At 64.2% G+C, this 22,552-nt stretch carries 14 protein-coding genes and 2 pseudogenes; 6 read left to right on the top strand and 10 right to left on the bottom strand.

What is annotated here, in order from left to right; genetic code table 11:
• The first annotated feature begins 12 nt into the window (after positions 1-12).
• The gene (locus CSV86_RS11955; protein WP_009407995.1) at positions 13-1,971 is read left to right on the top strand and encodes a M66 family metalloprotease; all 1,959 of its coding nucleotides are present in this window, start codon (positions 13-15) and stop codon (positions 1,969-1,971) included.
• 98 nt (positions 1,972-2,069) lie between these two features.
• Here the strand turns inward: CSV86_RS11955 and CSV86_RS11950 are convergent.
• Together CSV86_RS11950 and CSV86_RS11945 are read right to left on the bottom strand one after the other, a co-directional pair.
• Positions 2,070-3,220 (bottom strand): annotated as a pseudogene (locus CSV86_RS11950) (acyl-CoA dehydrogenase family protein).
• A 16-nt stretch (positions 3,221-3,236) separates the two neighbouring features.
• The gene (locus CSV86_RS11945; RefSeq protein WP_009407997.1) at positions 3,237-4,322 is read right to left on the bottom strand and encodes an enoyl-CoA hydratase/isomerase family protein; all 1,086 of its coding nucleotides are present in this window, start codon (positions 4,320-4,322) and stop codon (positions 3,237-3,239) included.
• A 340-nt stretch (positions 4,323-4,662) separates the two neighbouring features.
• On the opposite strand from CSV86_RS11945, the gene CSV86_RS11940 reads away from it, so the two are divergent.
• The 3 genes from CSV86_RS11940 (at position 4,663) to nahK (ending at position 9,871) form a co-directional block, all read left to right on the top strand.
• A complete protein-coding gene (locus CSV86_RS11940) occupies positions 4,663-5,844 on the top strand; it encodes a porin (protein WP_009407998.1) in 1,182 nt (393 codons plus the stop codon).
• Positions 5,845-6,138: 294 nt separating this feature from the next.
• Complete coding sequence (gene nosP / locus CSV86_RS11935) at positions 6,139-7,302, top strand: nitric oxide-sensing protein NosP (RefSeq protein ID WP_009407999.1); 1,164 nt, start codon at positions 6,139-6,141, stop codon at positions 7,300-7,302.
• A complete protein-coding gene (gene nahK / locus CSV86_RS11930) occupies positions 7,232-9,871 on the top strand; it encodes a hybrid sensor histidine kinase/response regulator NahK/ErcS' (protein ID WP_051032753.1) in 2,640 nt (879 codons plus the stop codon). The genes nosP and nahK overlap by 71 nt, the downstream gene beginning before the upstream one ends.
• Here nahK and CSV86_RS11925 read toward each other — a convergent pair.
• Both CSV86_RS11925 and CSV86_RS11920 read right to left on the bottom strand, forming a co-directional pair.
• Positions 9,849-10,856 carry an aldo/keto reductase gene (locus CSV86_RS11925; RefSeq protein WP_009408001.1) on the bottom strand — a complete coding sequence of 336 codons (1,008 nt, stop codon included), beginning with the start codon at positions 10,854-10,856 and terminating at the stop codon, positions 9,849-9,851. The genes nahK and CSV86_RS11925 overlap by 23 nt on opposite strands.
• A 145-nt stretch (positions 10,857-11,001) precedes the next feature.
• On the bottom strand, positions 11,002-12,306 hold the full coding sequence (locus CSV86_RS11920; protein ID WP_009408002.1) for an MFS transporter: 1,305 nt from the start codon (positions 12,304-12,306) through the stop codon (positions 11,002-11,004).
• 161 nt (positions 12,307-12,467) lie between these two features.
• Here CSV86_RS11920 and CSV86_RS11915 point away from each other — a divergent pair, with 161 nt between their 5' ends.
• Positions 12,468-13,565, top strand: a complete 1,098-nt coding sequence (locus CSV86_RS11915; RefSeq protein WP_009408003.1) for a sugar diacid recognition domain-containing protein — start codon at positions 12,468-12,470, stop codon at positions 13,563-13,565.
• 159 nt (positions 13,566-13,724) lie between these two features.
• A pseudogene (locus tag CSV86_RS11910) lies at positions 13,725-14,863 on the top strand (glycerate kinase).
• 101 nt (positions 14,864-14,964) lie between these two features.
• On the opposite strand, the gene CSV86_RS11905 reads toward CSV86_RS11910, so the two are convergent.
• From CSV86_RS11905 to CSV86_RS11880, 6 genes are all read right to left on the bottom strand, one after another.
• Positions 14,965-15,912: a site-specific integrase gene (locus tag CSV86_RS11905; protein WP_009408005.1), complete on the bottom strand. Its 948-nt coding sequence runs from the start codon at positions 15,910-15,912 to the stop codon at positions 14,965-14,967.
• Complete coding sequence (locus tag CSV86_RS11900) at positions 15,909-17,390, bottom strand: alpha/beta hydrolase family protein (protein WP_170394604.1); 1,482 nt, start codon at positions 17,388-17,390, stop codon at positions 15,909-15,911. The genes CSV86_RS11905 and CSV86_RS11900 overlap by 4 nt, the downstream gene beginning before the upstream one ends.
• Positions 17,391-17,585: 195 nt before the next feature.
• Positions 17,586-19,745 carry a TonB-dependent receptor gene (locus CSV86_RS11895; RefSeq protein WP_009408007.1) on the bottom strand — a complete coding sequence of 720 codons (2,160 nt, stop codon included), beginning with the start codon at positions 19,743-19,745 and terminating at the stop codon, positions 17,586-17,588.
• 55 nt (positions 19,746-19,800) lie between these two features.
• The gene (locus tag CSV86_RS11890; protein WP_009408008.1) at positions 19,801-20,220 is read right to left on the bottom strand and encodes a DUF2946 family protein; all 420 of its coding nucleotides are present in this window, start codon (positions 20,218-20,220) and stop codon (positions 19,801-19,803) included.
• 139 nt (positions 20,221-20,359) lie between these two features.
• Complete coding sequence (locus CSV86_RS11885; protein ID WP_009408070.1) at positions 20,360-21,718, bottom strand: sensor histidine kinase; 1,359 nt, start codon at positions 21,716-21,718, stop codon at positions 20,360-20,362.
• Complete coding sequence (locus CSV86_RS11880) at positions 21,715-22,440, bottom strand: response regulator (RefSeq protein WP_009408072.1); 726 nt, start codon at positions 22,438-22,440, stop codon at positions 21,715-21,717. Before CSV86_RS11880 ends, CSV86_RS11885 begins: the two co-directional genes overlap by 4 nt.
• Positions 22,441-22,552: the final 112 nt, after the last annotated feature.

The raw sequence follows: 22,552 nt of genomic DNA, 5'->3' as shown, positions 1-22,552 counted from the left end.
AGGCGTATCAACATGTCTACCGTCAAGACCCCGCTGTATTTCAACCAGGCCGTAGCGCGAAACAACCTGACCGGAGGCAACCTCGAGGGGGCGGTGGTCTTCGCCCAGGCTTCGACGCTGCCCCAGCCCAACGAGCCGATTCCCGACGAATTCAAACCCCGGCTTGTGGCGAACCGCCATACCTTGGTGTTGTTCAAACCGACGAACCTCGATGGCCTCTATGTTGACCGCGTGCAAGTGTGGGTCGGTGATCAGGAACTCCAGATGGGGAAGCCCGAATATGTGCCACCCGTCACCGAGCGCTCCAGCGATGACGAGTATGCCAGGATCGTCTATAGCAGTTGGTACTGGTCCGTCTTCCTGCCTGATCGCTTCGTGATGCCGGGTCTAAGGCTCGATTTCAAGGCACTGGGACGTGAAGGCAGCTATTCCCCGGATGTCGGCGCCGCTGGCGAGCTGCTGCTCAACACCATCGATATCGGCATGGTCACTCCCAACCAACGCGTGTTCATCGATGATTTCACCGATGAGCTGCAACGCCAGTACTACCAGACCATTCCGTGCTCTCGCCTGATCGTCAACCAGTACGAGCCGGTGCACTGCGAGGTCATTGAAATGGCCGACGGCACCCACTACACCGACCACTCCGCGGAAAAGGGCGATGTGCATGGCGGTGATCTGCGCCAACGCATCGGCAAGGAGCTGATCTCCCTGGGAATCAATAACGCGGCCGTTGGCGTGCACAGCTCACCCGGCAGTGGCGAGGACGGGCTCAACCGACATTGGGTAGTGGCGCAGCTGACGGCGCACAGCTCGGTGGGCAACTACAGCAATGGCCGTGTAGTGCACGGTCTTTCCGGTGGAGGCAGCATCGTGACGCTGTATGGTTGCGATGGGAACGAGTTCAGCCATGAGCTAGGGCATAACTTCGGAATCAATCACTACCCCGGCGGCTTCGATGGGTCCATCCACCGCGCCGCCTTTTCACCGAATTCGACTTGGGGCTGGGACAGCGACAGGAACGTCTTCCTGCCCAATTTCGAAAAAGCCATAACCGGCGTGCCGACGTGCCAGAGTGGCCGATGTGAACAGCCCTTCCATGGCCATTCCTTCGGCAAGGACACCATGGCGGACGGTTACCCGCTGTACCCTGACACCAACCGCTACACCATGCTCACCCCGTACAGCATGAAGATCGCGCAGGGCTTCATCGAGGGCAAGGCGGTGTTCAGCAAGACATCCTCGACCGGCTATATGAAGTGGGATGAAGGCCGCAAAAACATGGTCGAGTGGGGCGAGTTGTATCGTGCCGCCCCCGAAGAGGCGGGTCAGGGCGGGCTTATGCCATTGCTGAGAAGTTTCCAGCGGGTGGAAGTGGATATTTTCGACGGGCATTGGGCTGCAGAGATCTTCCTGCCCATTCCGGAAACCGCCAATCGAGGGAAAGGCGTGCGCATCATTCACCAGGCAACCTACGAGACCACGCTTCATTTAAACGGCACCACCCTGCAACTGAAAAAGGGCGATGTGCTGAATTTCGTCTCGGATGGCAGGGCCTGGGAGCCGTATGACGACTTTCCCGAGCATGTCGCTGGCCACCCGCAGCAGATCGGTGTGCCAGCCACTACGCTGGTTGGCTTCTACGATCCCGACCTGCAGCGGGCCGGAATCGCTTACCCAGCCCTGCATTGCGCCTACGGGGTTGTTCATCCGGCTGCCAGCGCTGCGGAGGTTGACGCCGCTCGATGCTATGCGTGGATCAGTAATGCCAAGAACGAACGTTTGCACTTCGTTCTTTACGGCACTCGTTTGAACACTAATGAATTAAACCGCTTCCACTTCAACGTACCGCAGTCCTTCCAGGCGACCCATGTGCGGGTCATCTGCCACGGTACCCAGAACGTTTACGGTGTCATCGCCCCGCCAAAGGGAACCGCGCGGGTGACGTTCACTGGCCGCGATGCTGACTGAGCGGTGCACGACCAGGAAGGTGGGGTAGCTGGAGGCCTCATCGCTGGCAAGCCAGCTCCCACAGGGTTCGCAGCGACCTGAACCTGTGGGAGCCGCACTTACAACGGATAGTTCCTCAATTCCCGGGCAATCAACATGCGCTGGATCTCGCTGGAGCCCTCGTAGATCTGCGTGATCCGCGCATCCCGGTAATACTTCTCCACCGGGTAATCCTCCAGATACCCGTACCCGCCATGCACCTGGATCGCCATGGAGCACACCCGCTCGGCCATTTCCGAGGCGAACAGCTTGGCTTGCGAGGCTTCGCTCAGGCACGGTTTTCCGGCCGTGCGCAGGCGTGCGGCGTGGAGGATCAGCAGGCGTGCGGCATTGATCTGCACCTGCATGTCCGCCAGCAAGTTGGCGATGCTCTGGTGTTCGTTGATCGGCTTGCCGAACTGGATGCGCTCGCGGGAGTACACCAGCGCCGCTTCGAAGGCCGCGCGGGCGATGCCCAGGGCCTGGGCGGCGATACCGATGCGTCCGCCCTCGAGGTTGGACAGGGCGATGGCCAGGCCCTTGCCGCGCTCGCCCAGCAGGTTGGCCTCGGGGATCCGGCAGCCACTCAGGGTAACGGCACAGGTGTCGGACGCCTTGATGCCCATCTTGTGCTCGCTGCGATCGACCACGAAGCCGGGGTTATCAGTGGGTACCAGGAACGCCGACAGGCCTTTCTTGCCCAGTTCCGGATCGGTCACAGCGAAGACTATCGCCAGGCCGGCGCGGCGGGCGTTGCTGACGAACTGCTTGGCACCATTGATCACCCAGTGGCCGTCCTGCAGTTCGGCACGGGTGCGCAGGTTGTGCGCTTCGGAGCCGGCCTGCGGTTCGGTGAGGCAGAAGCAACCGATCACTTCGCCGCTGGCCAGGCGCGGCAGCCAGGCCTGTTGCTGTTCAGCGTTGCCGTAGGCCAGCAGCGGGCCACAGCCCACCGAGTTGTGAATGCTCATCATCGCCCGGTGGCACCGTCACCGGCGGCGATTTCTTCCACGGCCAGGGCATAGGCCACGTAGTCGGTGTAGCTGCCGCCCCATTCTTCCGGCGCGACCATGCCGAGCAGGCCGAGCTCGCCCATCTTGCGCACCACCTCGTTGTCGATCCAGCCGGCCTTTTCCCAGGCCTGGGCATGGGGCGCGATTTCGTTGCGGGCGAAGTCGCGGGCCATGTCGCGGATCATGGTCTGTTCTTCAGTCAGTTCCAGGTCTTGCATAGCGGTGCTCCGGCTCTCAAAGGCCTTCGAAGAATTGGTCGACGCGCTGGCGGTCCAGGCCGGCAATGGTCGGTGGGTTCCAGCGCGGCTGTTTGTCCTTGTCGATGAGCAGGGCGCGCACGCCCTCCATCAGGTCGCCATGCTCGAACCACTGCTGGTCCAGGTGCAGCTCCATCCTGAAGCAGTCCTCCAGCGACAGGCCGCGCCCGCGGCGCAGCAGCTCAAGGGTGACCGCCATGCCCAGCGGCGAGCGGCTTTCCATCAGGTCGGCGGTTTTCAGCGCCCATTCATGGCTGTCGGCGACGTTCACCGTGCGTAATTGCTCGAGAATGCCGGCGATGTCCGGCAGGGCGAAGAAGTGGTCGATAGCCGGGCGCAGCTCGGCCAGTGGCGGGTTGGCCAGGGTCTGGCTGCCGAGGCGGGCGAGGGCGCCTTGCAGGTCCTTCAGTGGGTATTCACCCCAGCTCAACCGATCGAGAGTCCGGTCCAGCTCGACCAGCCTGTCGCTCTCCAGGTACCAGTCGGCCATCCCGCAATACAGCGCGTCGGCGGCCTGGATCTGCACGCCGGTCACGCCCAGGTAGGTGCCCAGCTCACCCGGCACCCGCGAGAGGAAGTAGCTGCCGCCGACATCCGGGAAGTAACCGATGCCCACTTCCGGCATGGCCAGGCGGCTGCGCTCGGTGACCACGCGCAGTTCGGCGCCCTGGGCCAGGCCCATGCCGCCACCCAGGGTAAAACCGTCCATCAGGCAGACGATGGGCTTGCGGTAGTGATGAATGAACAGGTCGAGGTCGTACTCCTCGACGAAGAAATCATGGTGCAGGGTGGCACCGCTCTTGTAGCTGTCGTACAGCGAGCGGATATCGCCGCCGGCGCAGAAGCCCTTCGGGCCTTCGCCGCGCAAGACCACGGCATGGATATCGGCATCCGCCGCCCAGGCCTCCAGGTGCCGGCGCAGGTCGCGGACCATCTGCAGGGTAAGGGCGTTGAGGCCGGCGGGGCGGTTGAGGGTCAAGTGGCCGATATGGTTGCGGACTTCGGAAAGGACCTGAGCGGTTTGCGCTTGGGAATTGTCGGTAGTCGAAACTGGCGCAGTCATCGCTGTCTCCCTGCTTTGTTATTGATTTTCCACATGAATTATCGAGGCGTGGAATGTTGGCCAAGGATCGCCCGGATCGTAGCAGTGCAAATTTGCCAAGCTCAATCGACAAAACTGCAAGGCCAATCTGCAAATTTGCATGGGCAACCCCGACCTTGGGCCCCGCACTCGACACTTTAGCCTTGTGACCCGCCCGCACAGGGGCTTAGTTCCCTCGACCGCCCGGCCCATGGCCGCGGCCAAAGCACCGCGAATCCGCGTCCAAGGCAGCGTAGGGCAGGGCGCCGGGGCTTTCGATAATCGGCTCCGACAACCGTCCCCACCGTTCGCGGAGAGCGTCATGCACAACAATAAGAATGCCAATGCCCGTTTCCTGCCGCTGTTGGCCGGCCTCGCCAGTGTCGGGCTCGCCCCGCTGGCCCAGGCGGAAATCATGCTGTACGACAAGGATGAAACGACTTTCTCCACCGATGGCTACGTCAACGCCTTCTACGTCAACAGCGATATCGACCGCGCCGGCGAGCAGTACGACCGCCGTCAATCGCGGATCAAGATGGGCTTCCTGCCCAACACCCTCGGCTTCAACATGACCAAGCAGATGGGCGACCTCAAGCTCGGCGGCCGCGCCTCGTTCTGGGTCACCATCAACGATAGCGAGCAGAACGGCACCGACACCGCCATTGACGTGCGCCAGTTCTACGGCACCGTAGCCAACCCCGAGTGGGGCGAGGTGCTGATCGGCAAGGACTTCGGCCTGTTCGCCCGCTCCAACATCCTGCTCGACGAGCTGCTGGCCGGCTATGGGCAGGTCAGCGATACCCTGGGCCTGGTGGATGGCGGCGGGGTGTCGTTCGGCAACATCGGCAGCGGTTATCCGTACCCGTTCCCGTCGGCGCAGATCACCTACCGCACCCCGGTGATGGACGGCCTGCGCATCGCCGTAGGCGTCCTCGACCCGGTGGACACCAACGACGACAGCGCGGTGGGCAAGGCCTACCAGAAGAACCCGCGTACCGAGAGCGAGATCACCTACCAGTTCGACCTTGGCGGCGCGCAGATCTATAGCTGGATCAACGGCAGCTACCAGACCTCCGACAACACCGACCACAACGTCGACAGCGTCACCTCCAAGGGCTTGGGCTATGGCGTGCAGGCCAAGATGGGCGCCTTCTCCCTGACCGGCTCGGGTTTCACCGCCAAGGGCATCAACCCGTTCTTCACCAACAATGCTGGCGAAGCGACCCTGCGCGAGGTGGACAGCAAGGGCTACCTGGTGCAGGGCTCGTACAAGTTCGGCAAGAACCGCCTGGCGCTGTCGTATGGCAAGACCAAGGACGACGGCAACGGCGCGGTGAACACCGGCGCGGACTATGAAACCCGCGGCATCGCGTTGTTCCACGACATCAACGACAACCTCAAGCTGGTGGCCGAGTACAACCAGTTCGAGATCGACGGCCATCACGGCGACGCGCAGAACGAGGACACCGACACCCTGGCCCTGGGTGCCGTGCTCACCTGGTGAACCCCACCACTGCGGGACGGGGCCTTTCGGTCGGCAAGGCGCATCCTGCCGACTCAAGGGCCCTGCCTTGCGGTGGCCTTTCGGGCCCTATCGCTGGCAAGCCAGCTCCCACAGTGACCGCGTGCACCGCTGGACCTGTGGGAGCTGGCTTGCCAGCGATAGGGCCATCAGCAACACCACGAATCCCCGATCTACAACCAATGCCACCACCACCCACTACCCAAGTAGCATTCGAGCCCCTCCCGCCGCCCCCTAGAATTGCGCCATACATCCATTAAAACGCTGGAGGCTGCCATGCCGCAGTCCAACGCCGAAGGCGTTCTCAGTGCCGTGTCCCGCGCCGTGGTCGCCGAAGAGGCCGCCCAGGACCTCGCCCGGCAACTGATGCACCCGCACCTGGGCTTCGTGCTGTTCTTCTGCTCCGCCGAGTACGACCTTCCAGCCCTGGCCGAGGCCCTGCAGCAAAGCCTCGGCGGGATCCGCCTGGCCGGTTGCACCAGCGCCGGGGAAATCACCCCGGAAGGCTATGGTCGCGGGTGCATCACTGCCCTGGGTTTCGATCACCGGCATTTCTCCATCGCCGCCGAGCTGATCGCGCCGATCCACGATTTCACCCTGATCGACGCCCAGCGCTGCGTCGAGCGCCTGGTCAACGAATGCCGCGGCAACACCCTGGCGCCGATCAAGGGCCACAGCTTCGCCCTGACCCTGCTCGATGGCCTGTCGAGCCGCGAGGAAATGCTGCTTGCCGCCCTTAACGCGGCCCTTGGCGATATTCCCCATTTCGGCGGCTCGGCCGGCGACGACAACTACCTGGACCATACCCACGTCTACTACGACGGCGCCTTCCACAGCGGTGCGGCGGTGGTGCTGCTGGTCAACACCTGGCTGGACTTCGAGGTGTTCACCACCCATCACATCCAGCCCCGCGAGGAAAAGCTCGTGGTAACCCGCGCCGACCGCGCCCTGCGCCGGGTCTACGAACTCAATGCCGAGCCCGCCGCCCTGGCCTATGCACAGTTGCTCGGCGTGCCAGTGGCGCAGATCGACCAGCGCACCTTCGCTGCCCATCCGCTGGCGGTGCGCATCAACGAGCGCTACTACGTGCGGGCAATCCAGCAAGTCCACGACGACCTGAGCCTGAGTTTCTATTGCGCCGTGGAAAACGGCATCGTCCTTACCGCCATGCATCCAGGGCCGCTGGTGCCCAATTTGAACGCGGTGTTCGACGGCCTTTGCGAGCGGCTTGGCACGCTGGTCCTGACCATCGGCTGCGACTGTTTCCTGCGCCGCCTGGAACTGGAAGGCCAGGCGGAAAAGGCCCAGGTCGAAGCGATCCTGCGCCGGCATGCGGTGGTGGGGTTCAACACCTACGGGGAACAGTTCAATGGCATGCACATCAACCAGACCTTCACCGGCGTTGCCATCGGACGTTCCCGTGCCCGCCGATTCGACTGAAGCCCAGGCGCTGATCGCGCAACTACGCCATGAAAACCAAAAGCTCGGCCGGATCAACGCAGCGCTGATCGAGCGCCTGGAATCCGGTGCAGCGCGCCCTGACGATTCCTACGCGGCGTTCCAGCACTCGGTGGTACTGGCCGAGCAGGTGCGCGAGCGCACCGACGCGCTGAACCAGGCCATGGCCGAGTTGAAGGCGAGCAATCACCTGCTCAGCGACGCCCGCCACCGCGCGGAAACCGCTCATCAATACCTGGTGGATGCGATCGAGAGCATCTCGGATGCCTTCGTGCTGTTCGACGCCGACCTGCGCATCGTCTTGTTCAACCAGCGTTTCAAGGCGCTCTGGGCCAATAGCCGGATCCGTATCATCAGCGGCATGCACCTTTCGGAGGTGCGCCGGTTGATGCTGCGTACCGGCTTGTTTACCGAGGAGCCGCGCAGCATCAACGACGAAAACCTGCTTTACCGGTTGCGTGACGGCCGCTGGCTGCAGGTTTCCGAACGCCCGACCCAAGGCGGCGGGCGCGTGGTGTTGCTGACCGATATCACCGAGGTCAAGCACAGCGAAACCCAGCGCCGCGAGCAGGCCGTGGCGCAGAAGTCGCACTTGCTGCAACGTGCCGTGGACAACCTGTCCCAGGGCGTTGCCATGGTCAATGCCGATGGCGTGCTTGAGCTGTGGAACCGGCGTTTTCTCGAACTCAGCGGCCTGGCGCCGGTTGCCGCACACCGGCAGTTCGCCGATGTCATCGGCGATAGCGAGCTGGAACTGCTGACCCCCGCCAGCCGCGATGCCAACGGCCGGCCGCTGCGCGAGCTGGAGCAACGCCTGTATGACGGGCGCATGCTGGAGATCCGTACGCACCCGCTGCCCACTGGTGGCTTCGTCAATACCTTCACCGACATCACCGAGCGCTACCAGCATGCCGAAGCGCTGAGCGAGAGCGAGCGCTGGATACGCCTGATCACCGACCAGGTGCCGGCGCTGATCGCCTACCTGAACGCCGACCTGGTCTACGAGTTCACCAACAAGGTCTACGAACAATGGTATTGCTGGCCCCACGAGGCGATGCTCGGCCAGCGCCTGCGCGACGTGCACAGCGCCGAGCATTACCAGCGCCTGGAAAGCTATATCGCCCAGGCCCTGGCCGGCGAGGCCGTGACCTTCGAGTTCGCCGAAACCAATGCCCATGGCCAGGAACGCTACATGCTGCGCTCCTATGTGCCCAATCGCCTGCCCAGTGGCGAGGTGGTGGGGATCTTCGTGATGATCCGCGATATCACCGAGCGCCGGCGGACCGCCGAGGCGCTGCACCAGGCCTACCAGCACCTGGAGCTGCGGGTACGCGAGCGCACCGCCGAGCTGACCCAGCTCAACCAGCAGTTGCTGCGCGAGATCGAGGAGCGCCGCCGTGCCGAGTCGCGGCTGCGCGATGCCAAGCAGGAAGCCGAGCAGGCCAACCTGTCGAAAACCAAGTTCCTTGCCGCCGTCAGCCATGACCTGCTGCAGCCGCTGAACGCCGCACGCCTGTTCACCAGCGCCTTGCAGGAGCAGAGCGACAGCCCGGCGCTGGTGCGCAACGTCAGCAATGCGCTCGACGATGTAGAAAGCCTGCTCGGCACCCTGGTGGATATTTCCAAGCTGGACGCCGGGGTGATCAAGGCCGATATCGCCACCTTCGCCGTCTGCGACCTGCTCGACAACCTCGCTGCTGAATATTCCGCCACCGCCGCCAGCGAGGGCCTGCGCCTGGACTATGTGCCGACCCGCCTGCGGGTGCGCAGCGATATGCAACTGTTGGCGCGGATCCTGCGCAACCTGCTGAGCAATGCCATTCGCTACACGCCGAGCGGGCGCCTGCTGCTGGGCTGCCGGCGCCGGGCGGGGCGCCTGTGGATCGAAGTCTGGGACACCGGCATCGGCATCGCCCCGGACAAGCGCGAGGAAATCTTCCAGGAATTCAAGCGCGGCGACTCCCAGCGCCCCGATCAGGACCGGGGCCTGGGGCTGGGCCTGGCCATCGTCGAGAAGATCGCCGGGATTCTCGGCCATCGCATCCAGTTGCGCTCGACGCCGGGCAAGGGCTCGGTGTTCGCTATCGAGGTGCCGCTCAGCCGCCAGCCGCCCCAGGCCCTGGTCACGGTGCCGGAGCCGATGCCGTCGCTGGAGCGTCTGGAAGGGGCGCGGATCTGGGTGCTGGATAACGATGCGGCGATCTGCGCCGGCATGCGGACCTTGCTGGAGCAGTGGGGCTGCCGGGTCAATACCGCGCTGAACGAAGAGGAACTGGCCGGACAGTTGCCCGCGCAGGAAACCGGGTTGCTGATCGTCGACTATCACCTGGACAATGATCGCAATGGCCTGGATGCCGTGGCGGCGATCAACGCGCGGCGGGGCTCACCCCTGCCGGCACTGATGATCACCGCCAACTACAGCAACGAATTGAAGCAACAGGTGCGCGAGATGGGCCATACCCTGATGCACAAGCCGGTGCGGCCGATGAAGCTAAAGGCCGCCATCAGCCACCTGCTCGGTAACGAACTCAGCGTGCTGCACGCCCGCTGACGAAGTGGGCGACATCGTTGAAGCCCGGGGTCGAGGCATGGCCCGGGGTGACCAGGGAATCGATGAAGGCTTCGTCCTCGGCGCTGATCTTCACCTGCAACGCGCCGCCGTAGGTGTCCCACTGCGCCTCGGTGCGCGGGCCGACGATGGCCGAGCTGACCGACTGGTTGTTCAGCACCCAGGCGATGGCGAACTCGACCATGCCCACGCCCTTGGCTTCGGTATAGGCGTGGATCTTCTGGGCGATGGCCAGGGACTCGGCGCGCCATTCCACCTCGAGGATGCGCTTGTCCTGGCGCGCTGCGCGGCTGCCGGCCTCGGGTTCGACGTTGGGTGCGTACTTGCCGCTGAGTACCCCGCGGGCCAAGGGGCTGAAGGGCACCACGCCGAGGCCGTGGTACGCCGCAGCCGTCAATTGTTCCGGTTCGGCCTGGCGGTTGACGATGTTGTACAGCGGCTGGCTGACCACCGGCTTCGGCACGCCCAGGCGTTCGGCCAGGTTGCAGATTTCGGCGATGCGCCAGCCGCGGAAGTTGGACACGCCCCAATGACGGATCTTGCCTTGGCGCAGCAGCTCGCCGATGGCCGAGACCGTGACGTCCAGCGGGGTAGCGTGGTCTTCGCGGTGCAGGTAATAGATGTCGACGTAGTCAGTACCCAGGCGGGTCAGGCTGGCTTCGATGGCATTGAAGATGTGCTTGCGCGACAGACCACTGCGGTTCGGCACCCCGTCCGCCGGGCCGTAGCCGACCTTGGTCGCGAGGATCCAGTCATGACGGTGGGCGGCGATGCCTTCGCCGACGATCTCTTCCGAGCGCCCGCCGTTGTAGACGTCGGCGGTATCGATGAAGTTGATGCCCTGGTCCCAGGCCTTGTCGATGATGCGCAGCGATTCTTCGGTGCTGGTCTGCTCGCCGAACATCATGCTGCCCAGGGTCAGGGCGGAGACTTGCAGGCCGCTGCGGCCCAGTGGACGGTAGATCATGGTCGGAAATCCCTTCGCGTCAGGTGGAAGGGACTTTTGTACAGGTGGGAAAGGCTGACTGCAAATTTGTGGTGTCACCGCTGAACCCTGTGGGAGCTGGCTTGCCAGCGATGAGGCCCGCCCAGCCCCCAACAGGCTTGATGACTCAACGCTGCCGCGAAACCCGCAACGCCACCAGGCTACCAAACACGATCAACCCCGCCAGCGAATACAGCGCGGCATCGGTCGAGCCGGTCTGGTCCTTGATGAAGCCCACCAGGTAGGGGCTGAGGAAGCCGGCCATCTGCCCGACCGAGTTGATGATCGCCAGGCCAGCCACCGCGGTTCCGGCAGTCAGCAGCGCGGTCGGCATCGGCCAGAACATCGGCAGTCCGGTCAGTGCGCCCATGGTCGCGATGCTCAGGCCGAGAATGGCGATCACCGGGCTATGGGCGAAGTTCACCGCGATCAGCAGGCCGAGGGCGCCCATCAGCATCGGTACCACCAAGTGCCAGCGCCGTTCGTTGCGCAGGTCTGCCGAGCGGCCCACCAGCAGCATGAACACGCCCGCCAGCAGGTAAGGAATGGCGCTCAGCCAGCCGATCAGCAGGGCGTCGCTGAAACCGAGGTTCTTGATGATCGAGGGCAGCCAGAAGTTGATGGCGTAGACGCCGCTCTGGATGCAGAAATACACGAAACCGAAGGTCCAGATCAGCGGGTTGGTCAGCACCGAAAGCAAGCTGTCGCTGACGGTCTTCGGCTTGCCGGCGGCATCGGCGGCAAGGTCATCGGCCACCGCCTGGCGCTCGGCTGCGCTGAGCCAGCCGGCCTTGGCAAAGCTGTCGCTGAGCAGGAACACGGCCAGGCAGCCCAGCACCACCGTCGGCAAGCCCTGGATCAGGAACATCCACTGCCAGCCGGCCAGGCCGCCTTGCCCGGCCGCGAAGTGGTTGAGGATCCAGCCGGAGAAGGGCCCGCCAAGCAACCCCGACACCGGGATCGCCGACATGAACAGCGCCATGATCCGCCCGCGCCGCTGGCCGGGGAACCACTGCGAGAGATACAGCACGATTCCTGGGAAGAAGCCGGCCTCGGCGGCACCGGTGAACAGGCGCAGCACGTAGAACTGGGTCGGCGTGGTGACGAACAGCAGGCAGGTGGAGAGCGTGCCCCAGGTGATCATCATCAGCGCGATCCAGCGCCGCGGGCCGAATTTGTTCAGCGCCAGGTTGCTGGGCAGGCCGCAGAGCACGTAGCCGATGAAGAAGATGCCGGCGCCGAGGCCGTAGATGGTCTCGCTGAAGTTCAGCGCGTCGAGCATCTGCAGCTTGGCGAAGCCGACGTTGACCCGGTCGAGGTAGTTGAACAGGTAGCAGACGAAAATGAACGGGATCAACCGCAGGGTGATGCGCCGGTACAGCGCGTCGCGGTCGATGCCGTGGCCTTGGTCAGGGGCAGGGCTGGATGACATGATTCTCTCTCTGTTGTTATGGTTGTGCGGCATCCCGCGTCGAGGCGGGCGCTGGTGAAAAGTCTCGACGAGCGCGGGATGCCTGTCTTTGTGCTTTTGCACAGCATTCGCGGCGCCTGGCTGTGCCGCCGACCAACCTGTGGACCTGCAAGGAACCCCCAATGTTCGAACTGGACCATGACCTGGCGCAGGATATCGTCGACCGGGCGATGGCCATCCTTCCCTGGAATGTCAACGTCATGGACAGCCAGGGCTTGATTCTAGGCAGCGGCGAGGCCCAGCGCATCAATACCCGCCACGAAGGCGCGCAACTGGTGCTGGCCAACGAGCGCATCGTCGAGATCGACAGTGAGGCCGCCAAGTGCCTTAAGGGCGTGCAGCCCGGCGTCAACCTGCCGTTGATGCTCGATGGCCGGCTGATCGGCGTGCTCGGCATCACCGGGGAGCCTGCGCAACTGCGCACCTATGCCGAACTGGTACGGATGACCGCGGAAATGCTCCTGGCCCAGCGTCACCTCCAAGTGGAGCAGCAATGGCGGCGGCAGCGCTGCGACGATCTGCTGGCCCTGCTGCTGGGCGGCAGTGGCGATGCCCCGCGCCTGGTGGATGAAGCCCGGCAATTGGGCCTCAAGCCGCAACTGCCGCGGGTGCCGTGCCTGTTCGAGCTGGATGAAGGGCAGGGCGCGGAAGCCCTGGCGGTGTGGTTGATGCAGCGCTACCCGGACAGCTGGTGCGTCAGCCCGGCGCGTCATTCGCTGCTCTGGTGTCGTCCTGCCGGACTGGCGCTGGACGAAGCCAGGCTGCTGGAGCGCTTGCACGGCCAGGGCTGGCAGGTGCAGCGCCTGGCGCTGGGTGGGGTTGCGGACAGCGTGGAAAAACTGCGGCGGGGCTACCGTCGGGTGCGCGACGTGCTGGCCTACGGACGAGAGGTGCTGCCCGGTGAACGCTTGCTCAGCCTGAGCCGCTATCGCCTGCCGGCCCTGCTCTGGCGTCATCGCCAGGATGACGCCCTGGACGAGTTGCTCGAACCCTTGCAGCGCATTCGTGCCAAGGATGTCAGCGGGCAACTGCTGGCCACCCTGCGCGCCTGGTGCAGCCATGACGGACAGAGCCAGGCGTGTGCCGAGGCGCTGGGCATCCATCGCAACAGCCTGAGGTACCGGCTGGAACGGATCGGTGAGTTGAGCGGGGTGGATCCGTTGAGGCTGGAGGGGATGTTGAGTCTGTACCTGGGGTTGCAGTTGTTGCCTGCCGAATAGTTGTCGCTCTTCAGGGCCTCATCGCTGGCAAGCCAGCTCCCACAGGTCCCGCTGCATTGTCCAACTGACCAAACAACCCACACCCCGACTTGTGCAGGCGACAGAAGCGAGCCAGCCTGACAACTGGCAACATGCAGGCATCTGCAACAGGAGCCCCACATGAAGATCGTCATCGCCCCCGACTCGTTCAAGGACAGCCTCAGCGCCGAGGGGGTTGCCGCGGCCATTGCCCAGGGCATTGCCGGGGTATTGCCGCAGGCCGAGGTGGTCTGCTGCCCCATGGCCGACGGCGGTGAGGGCACCATGGAAGCCATCGTCGCGGCCTGCCACGGTGAGCAACGCCGTCTGAACGTGCGCGGTCCGCTGGGCCGGGAAGTCGCTGCCCACTGGGGCTGGCTCGCCGAGTCCCGTACCGCGATCATCGAGATGGCCCAGGCCAGCGGTCTGCAACTGCTCGAACCGAGCACGCGCGATGCCTGCCGCACGAGCACCTACGGCACCGGTCAATTGATCGGCGCAGCGCTGGACGCCGGTGCCGAGCGGATCATCCTGGCCATTGGCGGCAGCGCTACAAACGATGCTGGCAGCGGCATGCTACGTGCCCTTGGCTTGCGCACCTACGACGCCCAGGGTGCGGAACTGGAAGAAGGCGGCCTGGCGCTGTGCAATGTCGGCCGTATCGATGCCAGCCAGCTCGATCCGCGCCTGGCCGGGGTACGCCTGGAGGTCGCCGCCGATGTCGACAACCCGCTGTGCGGCAGCAACGGCGCCTCGGCGATCTTTGGCCCGCAAAAGGGCGCCAGCCCCGAGCAGGTGCAACTGCTGGACCACGCGCTGGGGCATTTCGCCGATCACTGCGCACAATTGCTGGGCCGTGATGTGCGTGACTTCCCGGGTGCGGTGCTGCAGGCGGCATGGGTTTCGCGGCCAAGGCGTTTTTCGATGCGCAGTTCCGTCCGGGAATCGAAGTAGTGGCCGAACTGGCCGGTCTGGAGGCGGCGGTGCAGGGCGCTGACCTGGTGATTACCGGCGAAGGCCGGTTCGATGCCCAGACCCTGCGCGGAAAGACGCCGTTCGGCGTCGCGCGGATCGCCAAGCGCCATGGTGTGCCGGTGGTGGTGCTGGCCGGAACGCTGGGTGAGGGTTACCAAGCGTTGTACGGCCATGGCATCGATGCCGCCTTCGCCATCGCCAACGGGCCGATGACCTTGCAGCAGGCGTGTGGCAATGCCGCGCAATTACTGGCGGAACGGGCCGGCGATATCGTGCGTTTGTGGCAGGTCGCTGGCCCCCGCTGAACCTGTGGGTGCCTTCATCGCCGGCAAGCCGGCTCCCACAGGGTTCGGCGGTGCACGCGGTCCCTGTGGGAGCTGGCTTGCCAGCGATGAGGCCGGCAGGCTCAATTGATCTGTTTTGGCTCAGAGGGTACCGGCAAGGCCAGCTCCCCGAACGAAGCGCTGGCATCCACATAGCGCAGCGCCGACTTCACATCCCGCCAGCCCACATGGCTCATCAGCGCCTTGGTATCCCAGCCGTTGCTGCTGGCCCAGGTGGCAAAGCCGCGTCGCAGCGAGTGGGCGCTGTAGGTTTCGGCCGGCAATCCGGCGCCGGCGAAGATCCGGCGCAGCAGGGCAATCAGGCTTCCGCTGTTCAGCGCCTCCTCACCAAGATTGCCCCAGCGGTCCAGCTTGCGGAACACCGGCCCACGGGCGATCCCGGCTACCGTGATCCACTCCAGATACGCCTGTACCGGGCATAGGCTCTTCAATGCCGGCATCCGATGGGTAACGCCGCGCCCCTGGCGATCGCCCTTGCTCTGTGGCAGGTACAGCTGCATGCCGCCACCGGCCAGGGCCTGGATATGCTCGACCCGCAGCCGCGCCAGCTCGTCGCCACGGAATCCGCGCCAGAAACCGATCAGCAGCAGCGCTGCATCACGCCGCGCGCGCAGCAGGTCGGGCAGGCAGTGCTCACGCTGGGCAAACAGCGCCTGCTGTTCAAGATGGCTGATGGTGCGCTGCAGATGCTCCAGGGTCAGTGCCGTGGCCTGGCGCTCCTGCACCGGGTGCATGGCACGTATACCCTTGAGCATCTGTCGTACCAGCGGCGCCTTGGTCGGGTCGGGAAAACCCTGGCTGACATGCCATTGCCCCAGCGCCGCCAGGCGTTGGCGCAGGGTGTTGAGCGAATGCTCCGCGGCGAAATCAGCCAGGTAGCGGGCGATGCTGTCTGCCGTGGCCGGCAGGAAGCCGCCCCAGGTCACCTCGAAATGCTCGACGGCGGCGCGGTAGCTGCGCCGCGTGTTGTCGCGCACGGCGGCCTGGAGGTAGTGGTCGATCTTGTTCATGGCGCCAGAGCGTACTCCTCCACGAGCCGCCATAACAGCCTGCCCATGGGCAAGCGGTAGATATCGCTGTGCGCGCCACCGCCGGAGCCGGGCGAGTTGAACTGGGTAATCCCGTTCGAGGCGTCGATATAGCTGACCTTGCCCTGGCTGACCGGCGTCGTGCTGCAGCGGTCGTCGCCGGCCTTGCAAAGGCTGAAGCCACCTCCGGGCGATGCCGAGGTATCGCTGGCGGTAAGGCAGTCGAAGGTCGCGGCCATCTGGGCATCGCGGCCGTCGCAGGCCAGGTGCCAGGACTTGATCGAGCCGGACGGGTCGTACCAGAACACCCGGCCTCCGGCAGCGCCGTCATATTGCGACGCGGTCAGGGCAATATGGGTCTTGCCGAGTTTTGCGAAGTCGCGGTACGGCGCGCCCTCGATACCTTTTCCCGGCATGAAGCGATTGATGCTGACGGCGCCTTGCAGACCGATCGCCAGGTCGACACGGCTTTTGGGGCCATCCGAACCCGGATCCAGTGCGGGCGAGCTGAACAAGGCCCGGGTCATGGCCCGGGCACCGAAGCTGTGGCCGATGGCGACGACCCGGGCCTGGCTCCCGGACGCGTCGAGGGCGTTGGGTACGGTCTGGTTGATCAACTTATTGAGCCAGGACAGCCCGATTTCGTCGGCGTCGTTCGCCTTGTTTCCGTAGCTGAAGAAATTGGTAAACGAATTGGTCCAGAACGAAGGCCAGGTCACCCCGATCACCAGTGGCCGGAAACGGCTCTTGGAAACTTTCTCGGGCTTCGGGCTGGTGGCCAGGTCGTTGATTTGCGCGCCGCGGGCTTCTTCGGCTGCGGCCATCAGGTTGCCGGTGATGTCGTTGATATTGCGGATCGCCTCATCCTGGGCAGTGTTCCAACCCATTACCACGATCAGTACGTGGGTATAACGGTCACCACGCAGATCCTGTATCAGGTTCAGTTGCAGGGCATCGAGGGCAGGCCTGCCGTATTCGTAGAGTTGATTGAGCCTGACCGGATGCTCCTCCAGATTCATTGATGTTTTACAGGCGTTCCAATCGCTGATTTTGCGCAAATCATGGTCGGTGCTCGTGCCGGCCAAGCGCCGTGCCGCGTAGGCGTTGTAGACGAAACAATGACTCTTGGCGAAGTAACTGACGCTGGTGTCCTGGTAAATATCGTTCTTCAGGATGTGTGACACGAACATGGCCTTCCAGTCCGAGCCCTGGAAACGTTCGATATGTTCGCGGGTAGTGTTGTAGCTGCCATCTTCGCCCTTGAAGTACGAGGCATTGGCATCGAGAAATGAAGCTCGTGGATTGAATTTTGGGCCCCCGATGATGGCCTGCGGACTTTTCTCCAGTGCCACCACATAGCCCGGGTAGTGCAACGCTGTTCCAGAAGGGAAATACAGCATGCTATGAAAATTCACCGCGTTCGGACTATCGACGGCCAGTTCTTCTTCATAGGGCGTCATGACCCGTTCCGTGGAAGTGCAGCCTATAAGGGCCGCACCCAGGGTGATCAAGGCCATCAGATGCTTTGCGTGCATGGTTCCTCCGTGAATCCGTAGGACGACTGAGTGATATCAAAATGACTGTAGCCAGCTTTTTCACCTTTGTCGGTCCTGACACATCCCCGGAAAACCGTCCCGCGTTCTGAATCCCTCTGCTCAGAACCGCCAGTCCACCGCCACCTCAAGACTTCTCGGCTCACCCAGGTAGTACTGGGTATTGCTCTGGTGGATAAACCGCGCGTACACCTGGTCGGTCAGGTTGCGCAGGCGTGCACTGACCTTGGTGTGCCGGTCCAGGTCGTGGCTCATGGACAACCCGTACAGGGTGTAGGACGGCACCCACATGCTGTTCGCCGTGTCGGCATACACTGACGCCACATAGCGCGCGTCGGCCCCTACCTGCCAGCCCGGGGCGAAATCCCAGGTCAGCCACAGGTTGGCGGTGCGCTCGGGGATGTTCACCGGCGTCTTGCCTTCCCGTGAATACACCACGCCAGCCACGCTCTCGTTGAACTCGTTGTACTCCGCCCGCACCCAGGCGAAGTTGCCCGCCGCCAGCAGTTGCGGGGTGATCTTGAACGAGGCCGCCAGTTCGACCCCGGTGGAGGTCTGTTGCCCGGCCTGCTCAGTGACGTTGGCCAGGGTCGAGGAGGGCACCGAGATATTCTTGCGCACGATGCGATACACCGCCGCCGTGGCGCTGCCGCGGCCGTCGAGGAAGTCGAACTTGCTGCCCGCCTCGATCTGCCGGCCGCTGCTCAGGTCCATATCACGGACCTGGGCGATGGAGGCGCTGGTCAGGGTGCCGCCCGGTGGTTCGGCCGAGGTGCTGAACTGGCTGTAAAGGCTGAGGCTTTCGCTCAGGTCATAGACCAGGCCGAGGCGGCCGGTCAGGGCATCCCAGCGCCGCTCCAGGCCAGTGCCGACGACATGGTCGCGCACTTCGAAGTCCAGGTGGTCGTAGCGCAGGGCGCTGACCAAGGCCAGGCGTTCGCTAAGGCGGGTACGGTTTTCGACGAAGGCCGAACGGGTGTCGGTCCAGGTGCTGCGGCCCTTGCGCCGGGGCGCAGCCATGCCGGGTATATCGAGGAAATGTCCGGGCTGGTAGTTGCCCGGCGTCACCGTGTCGAAGGTGCCACCGATGGACAGCGGGTAGTTGGTCTGCTGGTTGCGGTTGTAGTCCAGGCCGAAAGCCCAGTCGCTGGGCAAGCCGAATAGCTGGTCCTGACGGGTCAGTTCCAGGCGGTTGCCATTGACCTCCTGGTCGTGCCGCTGGCGATAGCCTCCGGAACGCAGCACCGCGCTGTTATCGGCGGTGTAGCGGTAGACCTCGAGGTTGCGGTAATCGCGCTGGCCGTTGTAGTGGTAGAAGGTGTTGCGCAGCCGGGTCGCGTCATCGAAGCGGTACTCGGTGATGGAACGCAGCCAGCGGGTACGCTGCTCGTAGCGGCCGTCCTCGACGTTGTAGTTGGCGAAGCGATCGTGCCGGTCGATATGCAGCTCGCCGCTCAGCGGGCGCAGCACCGGCGAGCCCCAGTAGGGGCTGTCTTCCTGTTCTTCCAGGTACTCGATGGCCAGGGTGTGGGACAGCCGCTCGTTGAAGTCGCTGAGCAGGGAGAAGGCCAGGTTGCCCGCGTTGTTTTCCTGGCGGTCGATGTAGCCGTTGCTGCCCGTGCGGCTGTAGTCGAGGCGGGCATAGTGGCGCGGGCCGTCGCCTTCGTTGAGCGCCTGGTTGATGCCAAAGGCGGTTTCTAGGGTGTCGTAGCGACCGTAGCTGATACGGCCTTCGACGCGGTCTTCGCTCCGGTCGGCCAGCCGGGTCACCATGTTCAGGCTGCCGCCCACCGCGCCGCTGCCGTTAAGGAAGGACGAAGGGCCGCCGAGCAGTTCGACGCGGTCATAGATCCACGCGCCTACGGGGCGTGCGGCGGCGCCATATTGCAGATTGATGCCGTTGAACAACTGGGCGATCTGCGCACCGTTGAGGCCGCGATAGGACACATAGCCGCCCCAGCCGGGCGGTGCCGAAGCATTTACCCCCGGCAGGGCATTGGCCGCGTCCTGGAAGGTGCGCGCCCCGATGCGCTCCATGGTGGCGCGATCGGCGACGGCGACCGAGGCAGGATTTTCCCGTGGCGTCAGGTTCAGGCGCGAACCGGCTTCAGCGGGCTTGTCGAGGTCGAGGCGGGTACCTTCGGCGGGCACCTCGCTCTCGGCGGAAATGGTGCTGGCGGGCAGGGTCAGGCTGGCGTCCTGGGCAAGGGCGCAGGTCGAGGCGCTGCCGATCAGCAGCGCCAGGGAGGTCAGGCGAAACATGCAAAAGCTTCCTGTACGGATTCGAGAGGCACGCGCCGTCCGGGCGCGGGCGATGTCAGATCACGGCAAGGAAAGCGGGGGAGGCGCGGGGGTTGAGTCTTGGCCATTGCTCCCGGGGCAAGGGCAACGGAGGGTTCTGGCCGAGCAGCAGGCTTTCAGGCCAGTAGCGCGGGAACAGATGCCTGAAATAGTCGCCCGGCAAGGCGGACTGGCCGGCATGGCCGCAGCAGCAATCACCGCTTTGCACTTTGCCGGACGATTGCTCGCCGAGGTCGGGCAATTGGGCCTTGAGCTCGGCCAGCAGGGAGTTGGGCAGGCTCTGCACGCCGTGGAGGGTGCAGAAGCTGCCGAGGATCAGCGACTCATCGATCGGGCTGGCACGGCGCAGGGCACGGTCGAGCGGCATGGCCAGCAGGTTGAACAGCACTGCGAAGCCTGCGAGCAGGAGGATGTGGATGCGCCAGCTGGAAAGCATGGGTGTGCCCGGGTGAGGAGGTGGGCATTAAGCCGGATCCTGCGGTGTTTTCCAAGGCCTCATCGCTGGCAAGCCAGCTCCCACTCAGGCGCACAGAGAACCTGTGGGAGCTGGCTTGCCAGCGATGAGGCCCGGAAAATCAGCGCGGCAATTCCAGTATTACCCAAAGCCCACCACCCTGCCGCTCCGCCATTTCCAGCGACCCGCCATGTCCACGGGCGATATTCGCCGCAATGCTCAACCCCAGTCCGTGACCGCCACTGCTGCGCGACGGATCCACCTGGTAGAAATGCTCGAACACCCGCCGGCGATGTTCCGCCCCGATCCCCGGCCCACGATCGCCGACCTTGATCAACAACCGCTGCGCCTCATCGACCACCTCGATATCCACCGGCCCCGGCGCATGCCTGCGGGCGTTGTCCAGCAGGTTCTGCAAACAGCGCCTCAGTCCTCCCGGGTGGGCCAGCAACGGCCGGGCGCTGCCATGAATTCGCAGTTCCCCGCCCAGATCCTCGAAATCCGCCTGCAACCCCTGCAATAACGCATCGATCGCCACCGGCTCCCGCGCAGGCTCCAGCTCGGCATTGCGCAGGAAATCGAGACTGGCCGTGACCATCTCCTGCATATGCCCCAGGTCATCGCGAAAACGCTGGCGCAGGTGCTCTTCCGGCAGCATCTCCGCCCGCAGGCGCATGCGGGTGATCGGCGTGCGCAGATCATGGGACACAGCGGCAAAGAACCGCGTGCGCTCGGCGATGCTGTCGATCAGCCGGCGCTGCATGGCATTGAAGGCCTGCGCCGCCTGCCGCACTTCCTGCGGTCCATCCAGGCTCAGCGGCGGGCGATGGATATCCCGCCCCAGTGCCTCGGCCGCAGCGGCCATCTGCTTGAGCGGACGCAGGGCCAGGCGCACGGCGAGCAGGGCCACCAGCACTACCGCGAGAACCCGCACCAGGTAGATGCGCAGGATGTAGTCGAACACCAGCGAACTGATCGAGCCGCTACTCCAGCCCTGGCTTTCCGTGGCCTGGAAATACAGGGTGCGGCCGTCCGGGATATGCATGGAGAAGCGCAGGCGCACCCGGGCCTGCTCGCCGTCGAACAGGGTCGATGGGCCTGCCGGGGTGTCATTGGCTGCCAGCAACTCCAGGCCCAGCACATGGATCGATGCCGGCTGGCCCAGGCGTTCGGCGACCAGCCGGCGCAGCAGGGTTTCATACAGGGGGTCGATATCGGCCTGGTCCGGTACTTCTTCCAGGCGCTGCCAGCGCGAAGATTCGAAACCGTCGAGTACCGCCTCCAGTTGCTGCGGATGCTGCCGCGCCACCTGCAACACATCGGCGATACGCCCGGCCGCAAGGCGCAGGGGGATTTCCAGGACCTGGGTCTGGCGCACCTCGTGCCAGATGCTGCTGGTCAGCAACTGCGAGACCAGCATGCCGCCCACCAGGATCAGCACCAGGCGACCTTGCAGCGAACGCGGCCATAACTGCCTCATTCGCTGACAACCTTGTCCACGCTCAGCATGTAGCCCTCGTTGCGTACCGTGCGGATCAGCGCGCCGCCCTGGCGGGCGTCGTCGTTGAAGTGCTGGCGCAGGCGGCTGATGCACACGTCGATGCTGCGGTCGTAGGGCGTGCGTTCGCGATCGAACACATGGTTGAGCAGGAAATCACGGCTCAGCGGTCGGTTCGGGTGCTGCAACAGCAGGCGCAACAGGCGGAAATCCGAGCTGCCAAGGCTGATCACCAGGCCCTGCGGCGAGCGCAACTGGCGGTTGCTGGTATCCAACTGCCAGCCGGCAAAGGCCAGGTAACGAACATCGTCCATCCGCGCCCGCTGCGGAAACGCATTGGTACGGCGCAACACCACCTTGATCCTGGCCAGTAGTTCACGGGGATCGAAAGGTTTGCCGAGGTAGTCGTCGGCGCCCATTTCCAGGCCCACGATGCGGTCCACCAGGGTGCCCCGGGCGGTGAGCATGATCACCGGTATGTTGCTGCGCACCCGCAGGTCGCGGCACAGGCTCAGGCCATCCTCGCCAGGAAGCATAAGGTCGAGCACCACCAGGTCGATCAACTGGTCATCGAGACGTCGGCGCATTTCCCGACCATCGGCCGCTATCGAAGTGCGAAACCCGGCTTCCTCCAGATAGGTGGAGAGCAACTGGCGGATCTCGGCGTCGTCATCGACGATCAGGATATGCTCGGGAACAGACATCGGAATGCTTCTCAAGTGGAATTGGCGGACTTTACACCGGGCGGACCAGGCAAATGTAATGGAATGTGTTGGAAGCGACGAAAAGGGTGAAGCATTACATTTGCGCAAGGAG

This window comes from Pseudomonas bharatica CSV86, from assembly GCF_000319305.2.
Taxonomy (GTDB): domain Bacteria; phylum Pseudomonadota; class Gammaproteobacteria; order Pseudomonadales; family Pseudomonadaceae; genus Aquipseudomonas; species Aquipseudomonas bharatica.
Note: the sequence above shows the minus strand (reverse complement) of the source record. Positions and strands in the feature narration are given on the sequence as shown.

Excerpts from the sequence above, each read along its gene's own strand:
- nahK (WP_051032753.1), top strand. The coding sequence starts at position 7,232 with ATGGCATGCACATCAACCAGACCTTCACCGGCGTTGCCATCGGACGTT.
- CSV86_RS11915 (WP_009408003.1), top strand. The coding sequence starts at position 12,468 with ATGTTCGAACTGGACCATGACCTGGCGCAGGATATCGTCGACCGGGCG.
- CSV86_RS11895 (WP_009408007.1), bottom strand. The coding sequence starts at position 19,745 with ATGTTTCGCCTGACCTCCCTGGCGCTGCTGATCGGCAGCGCCTCGACC.
- CSV86_RS11945 (WP_009407997.1), bottom strand. The coding sequence starts at position 4,322 with ATGACTGCGCCAGTTTCGACTACCGACAATTCCCAAGCGCAAACCGCT.
- nosP (WP_009407999.1), top strand. The coding sequence starts at position 6,139 with ATGCCGCAGTCCAACGCCGAAGGCGTTCTCAGTGCCGTGTCCCGCGCC.
- CSV86_RS11885 (WP_009408070.1), bottom strand. The coding sequence starts at position 21,718 with ATGAGGCAGTTATGGCCGCGTTCGCTGCAAGGTCGCCTGGTGCTGATC.
- CSV86_RS11905 (WP_009408005.1), bottom strand. The coding sequence starts at position 15,912 with ATGAACAAGATCGACCACTACCTCCAGGCCGCCGTGCGCGACAACACG.
- CSV86_RS11955 (WP_009407995.1), top strand. The coding sequence starts at position 13 with ATGTCTACCGTCAAGACCCCGCTGTATTTCAACCAGGCCGTAGCGCGA.
- CSV86_RS11890 (WP_009408008.1), bottom strand. The coding sequence starts at position 20,220 with ATGCTTTCCAGCTGGCGCATCCACATCCTCCTGCTCGCAGGCTTCGCA.
- CSV86_RS11900 (WP_170394604.1), bottom strand. The coding sequence starts at position 17,390 with ATGACGCCCTATGAAGAAGAACTGGCCGTCGATAGTCCGAACGCGGTG.
- CSV86_RS11925 (WP_009408001.1), bottom strand. The coding sequence starts at position 10,856 with ATGATCTACCGTCCACTGGGCCGCAGCGGCCTGCAAGTCTCCGCCCTG.
- CSV86_RS11940 (WP_009407998.1), top strand. The coding sequence starts at position 4,663 with ATGCACAACAATAAGAATGCCAATGCCCGTTTCCTGCCGCTGTTGGCC.
- CSV86_RS11880 (WP_009408072.1), bottom strand. The coding sequence starts at position 22,440 with ATGTCTGTTCCCGAGCATATCCTGATCGTCGATGACGACGCCGAGATC.
- CSV86_RS11920 (WP_009408002.1), bottom strand. The coding sequence starts at position 12,306 with ATGTCATCCAGCCCTGCCCCTGACCAAGGCCACGGCATCGACCGCGAC.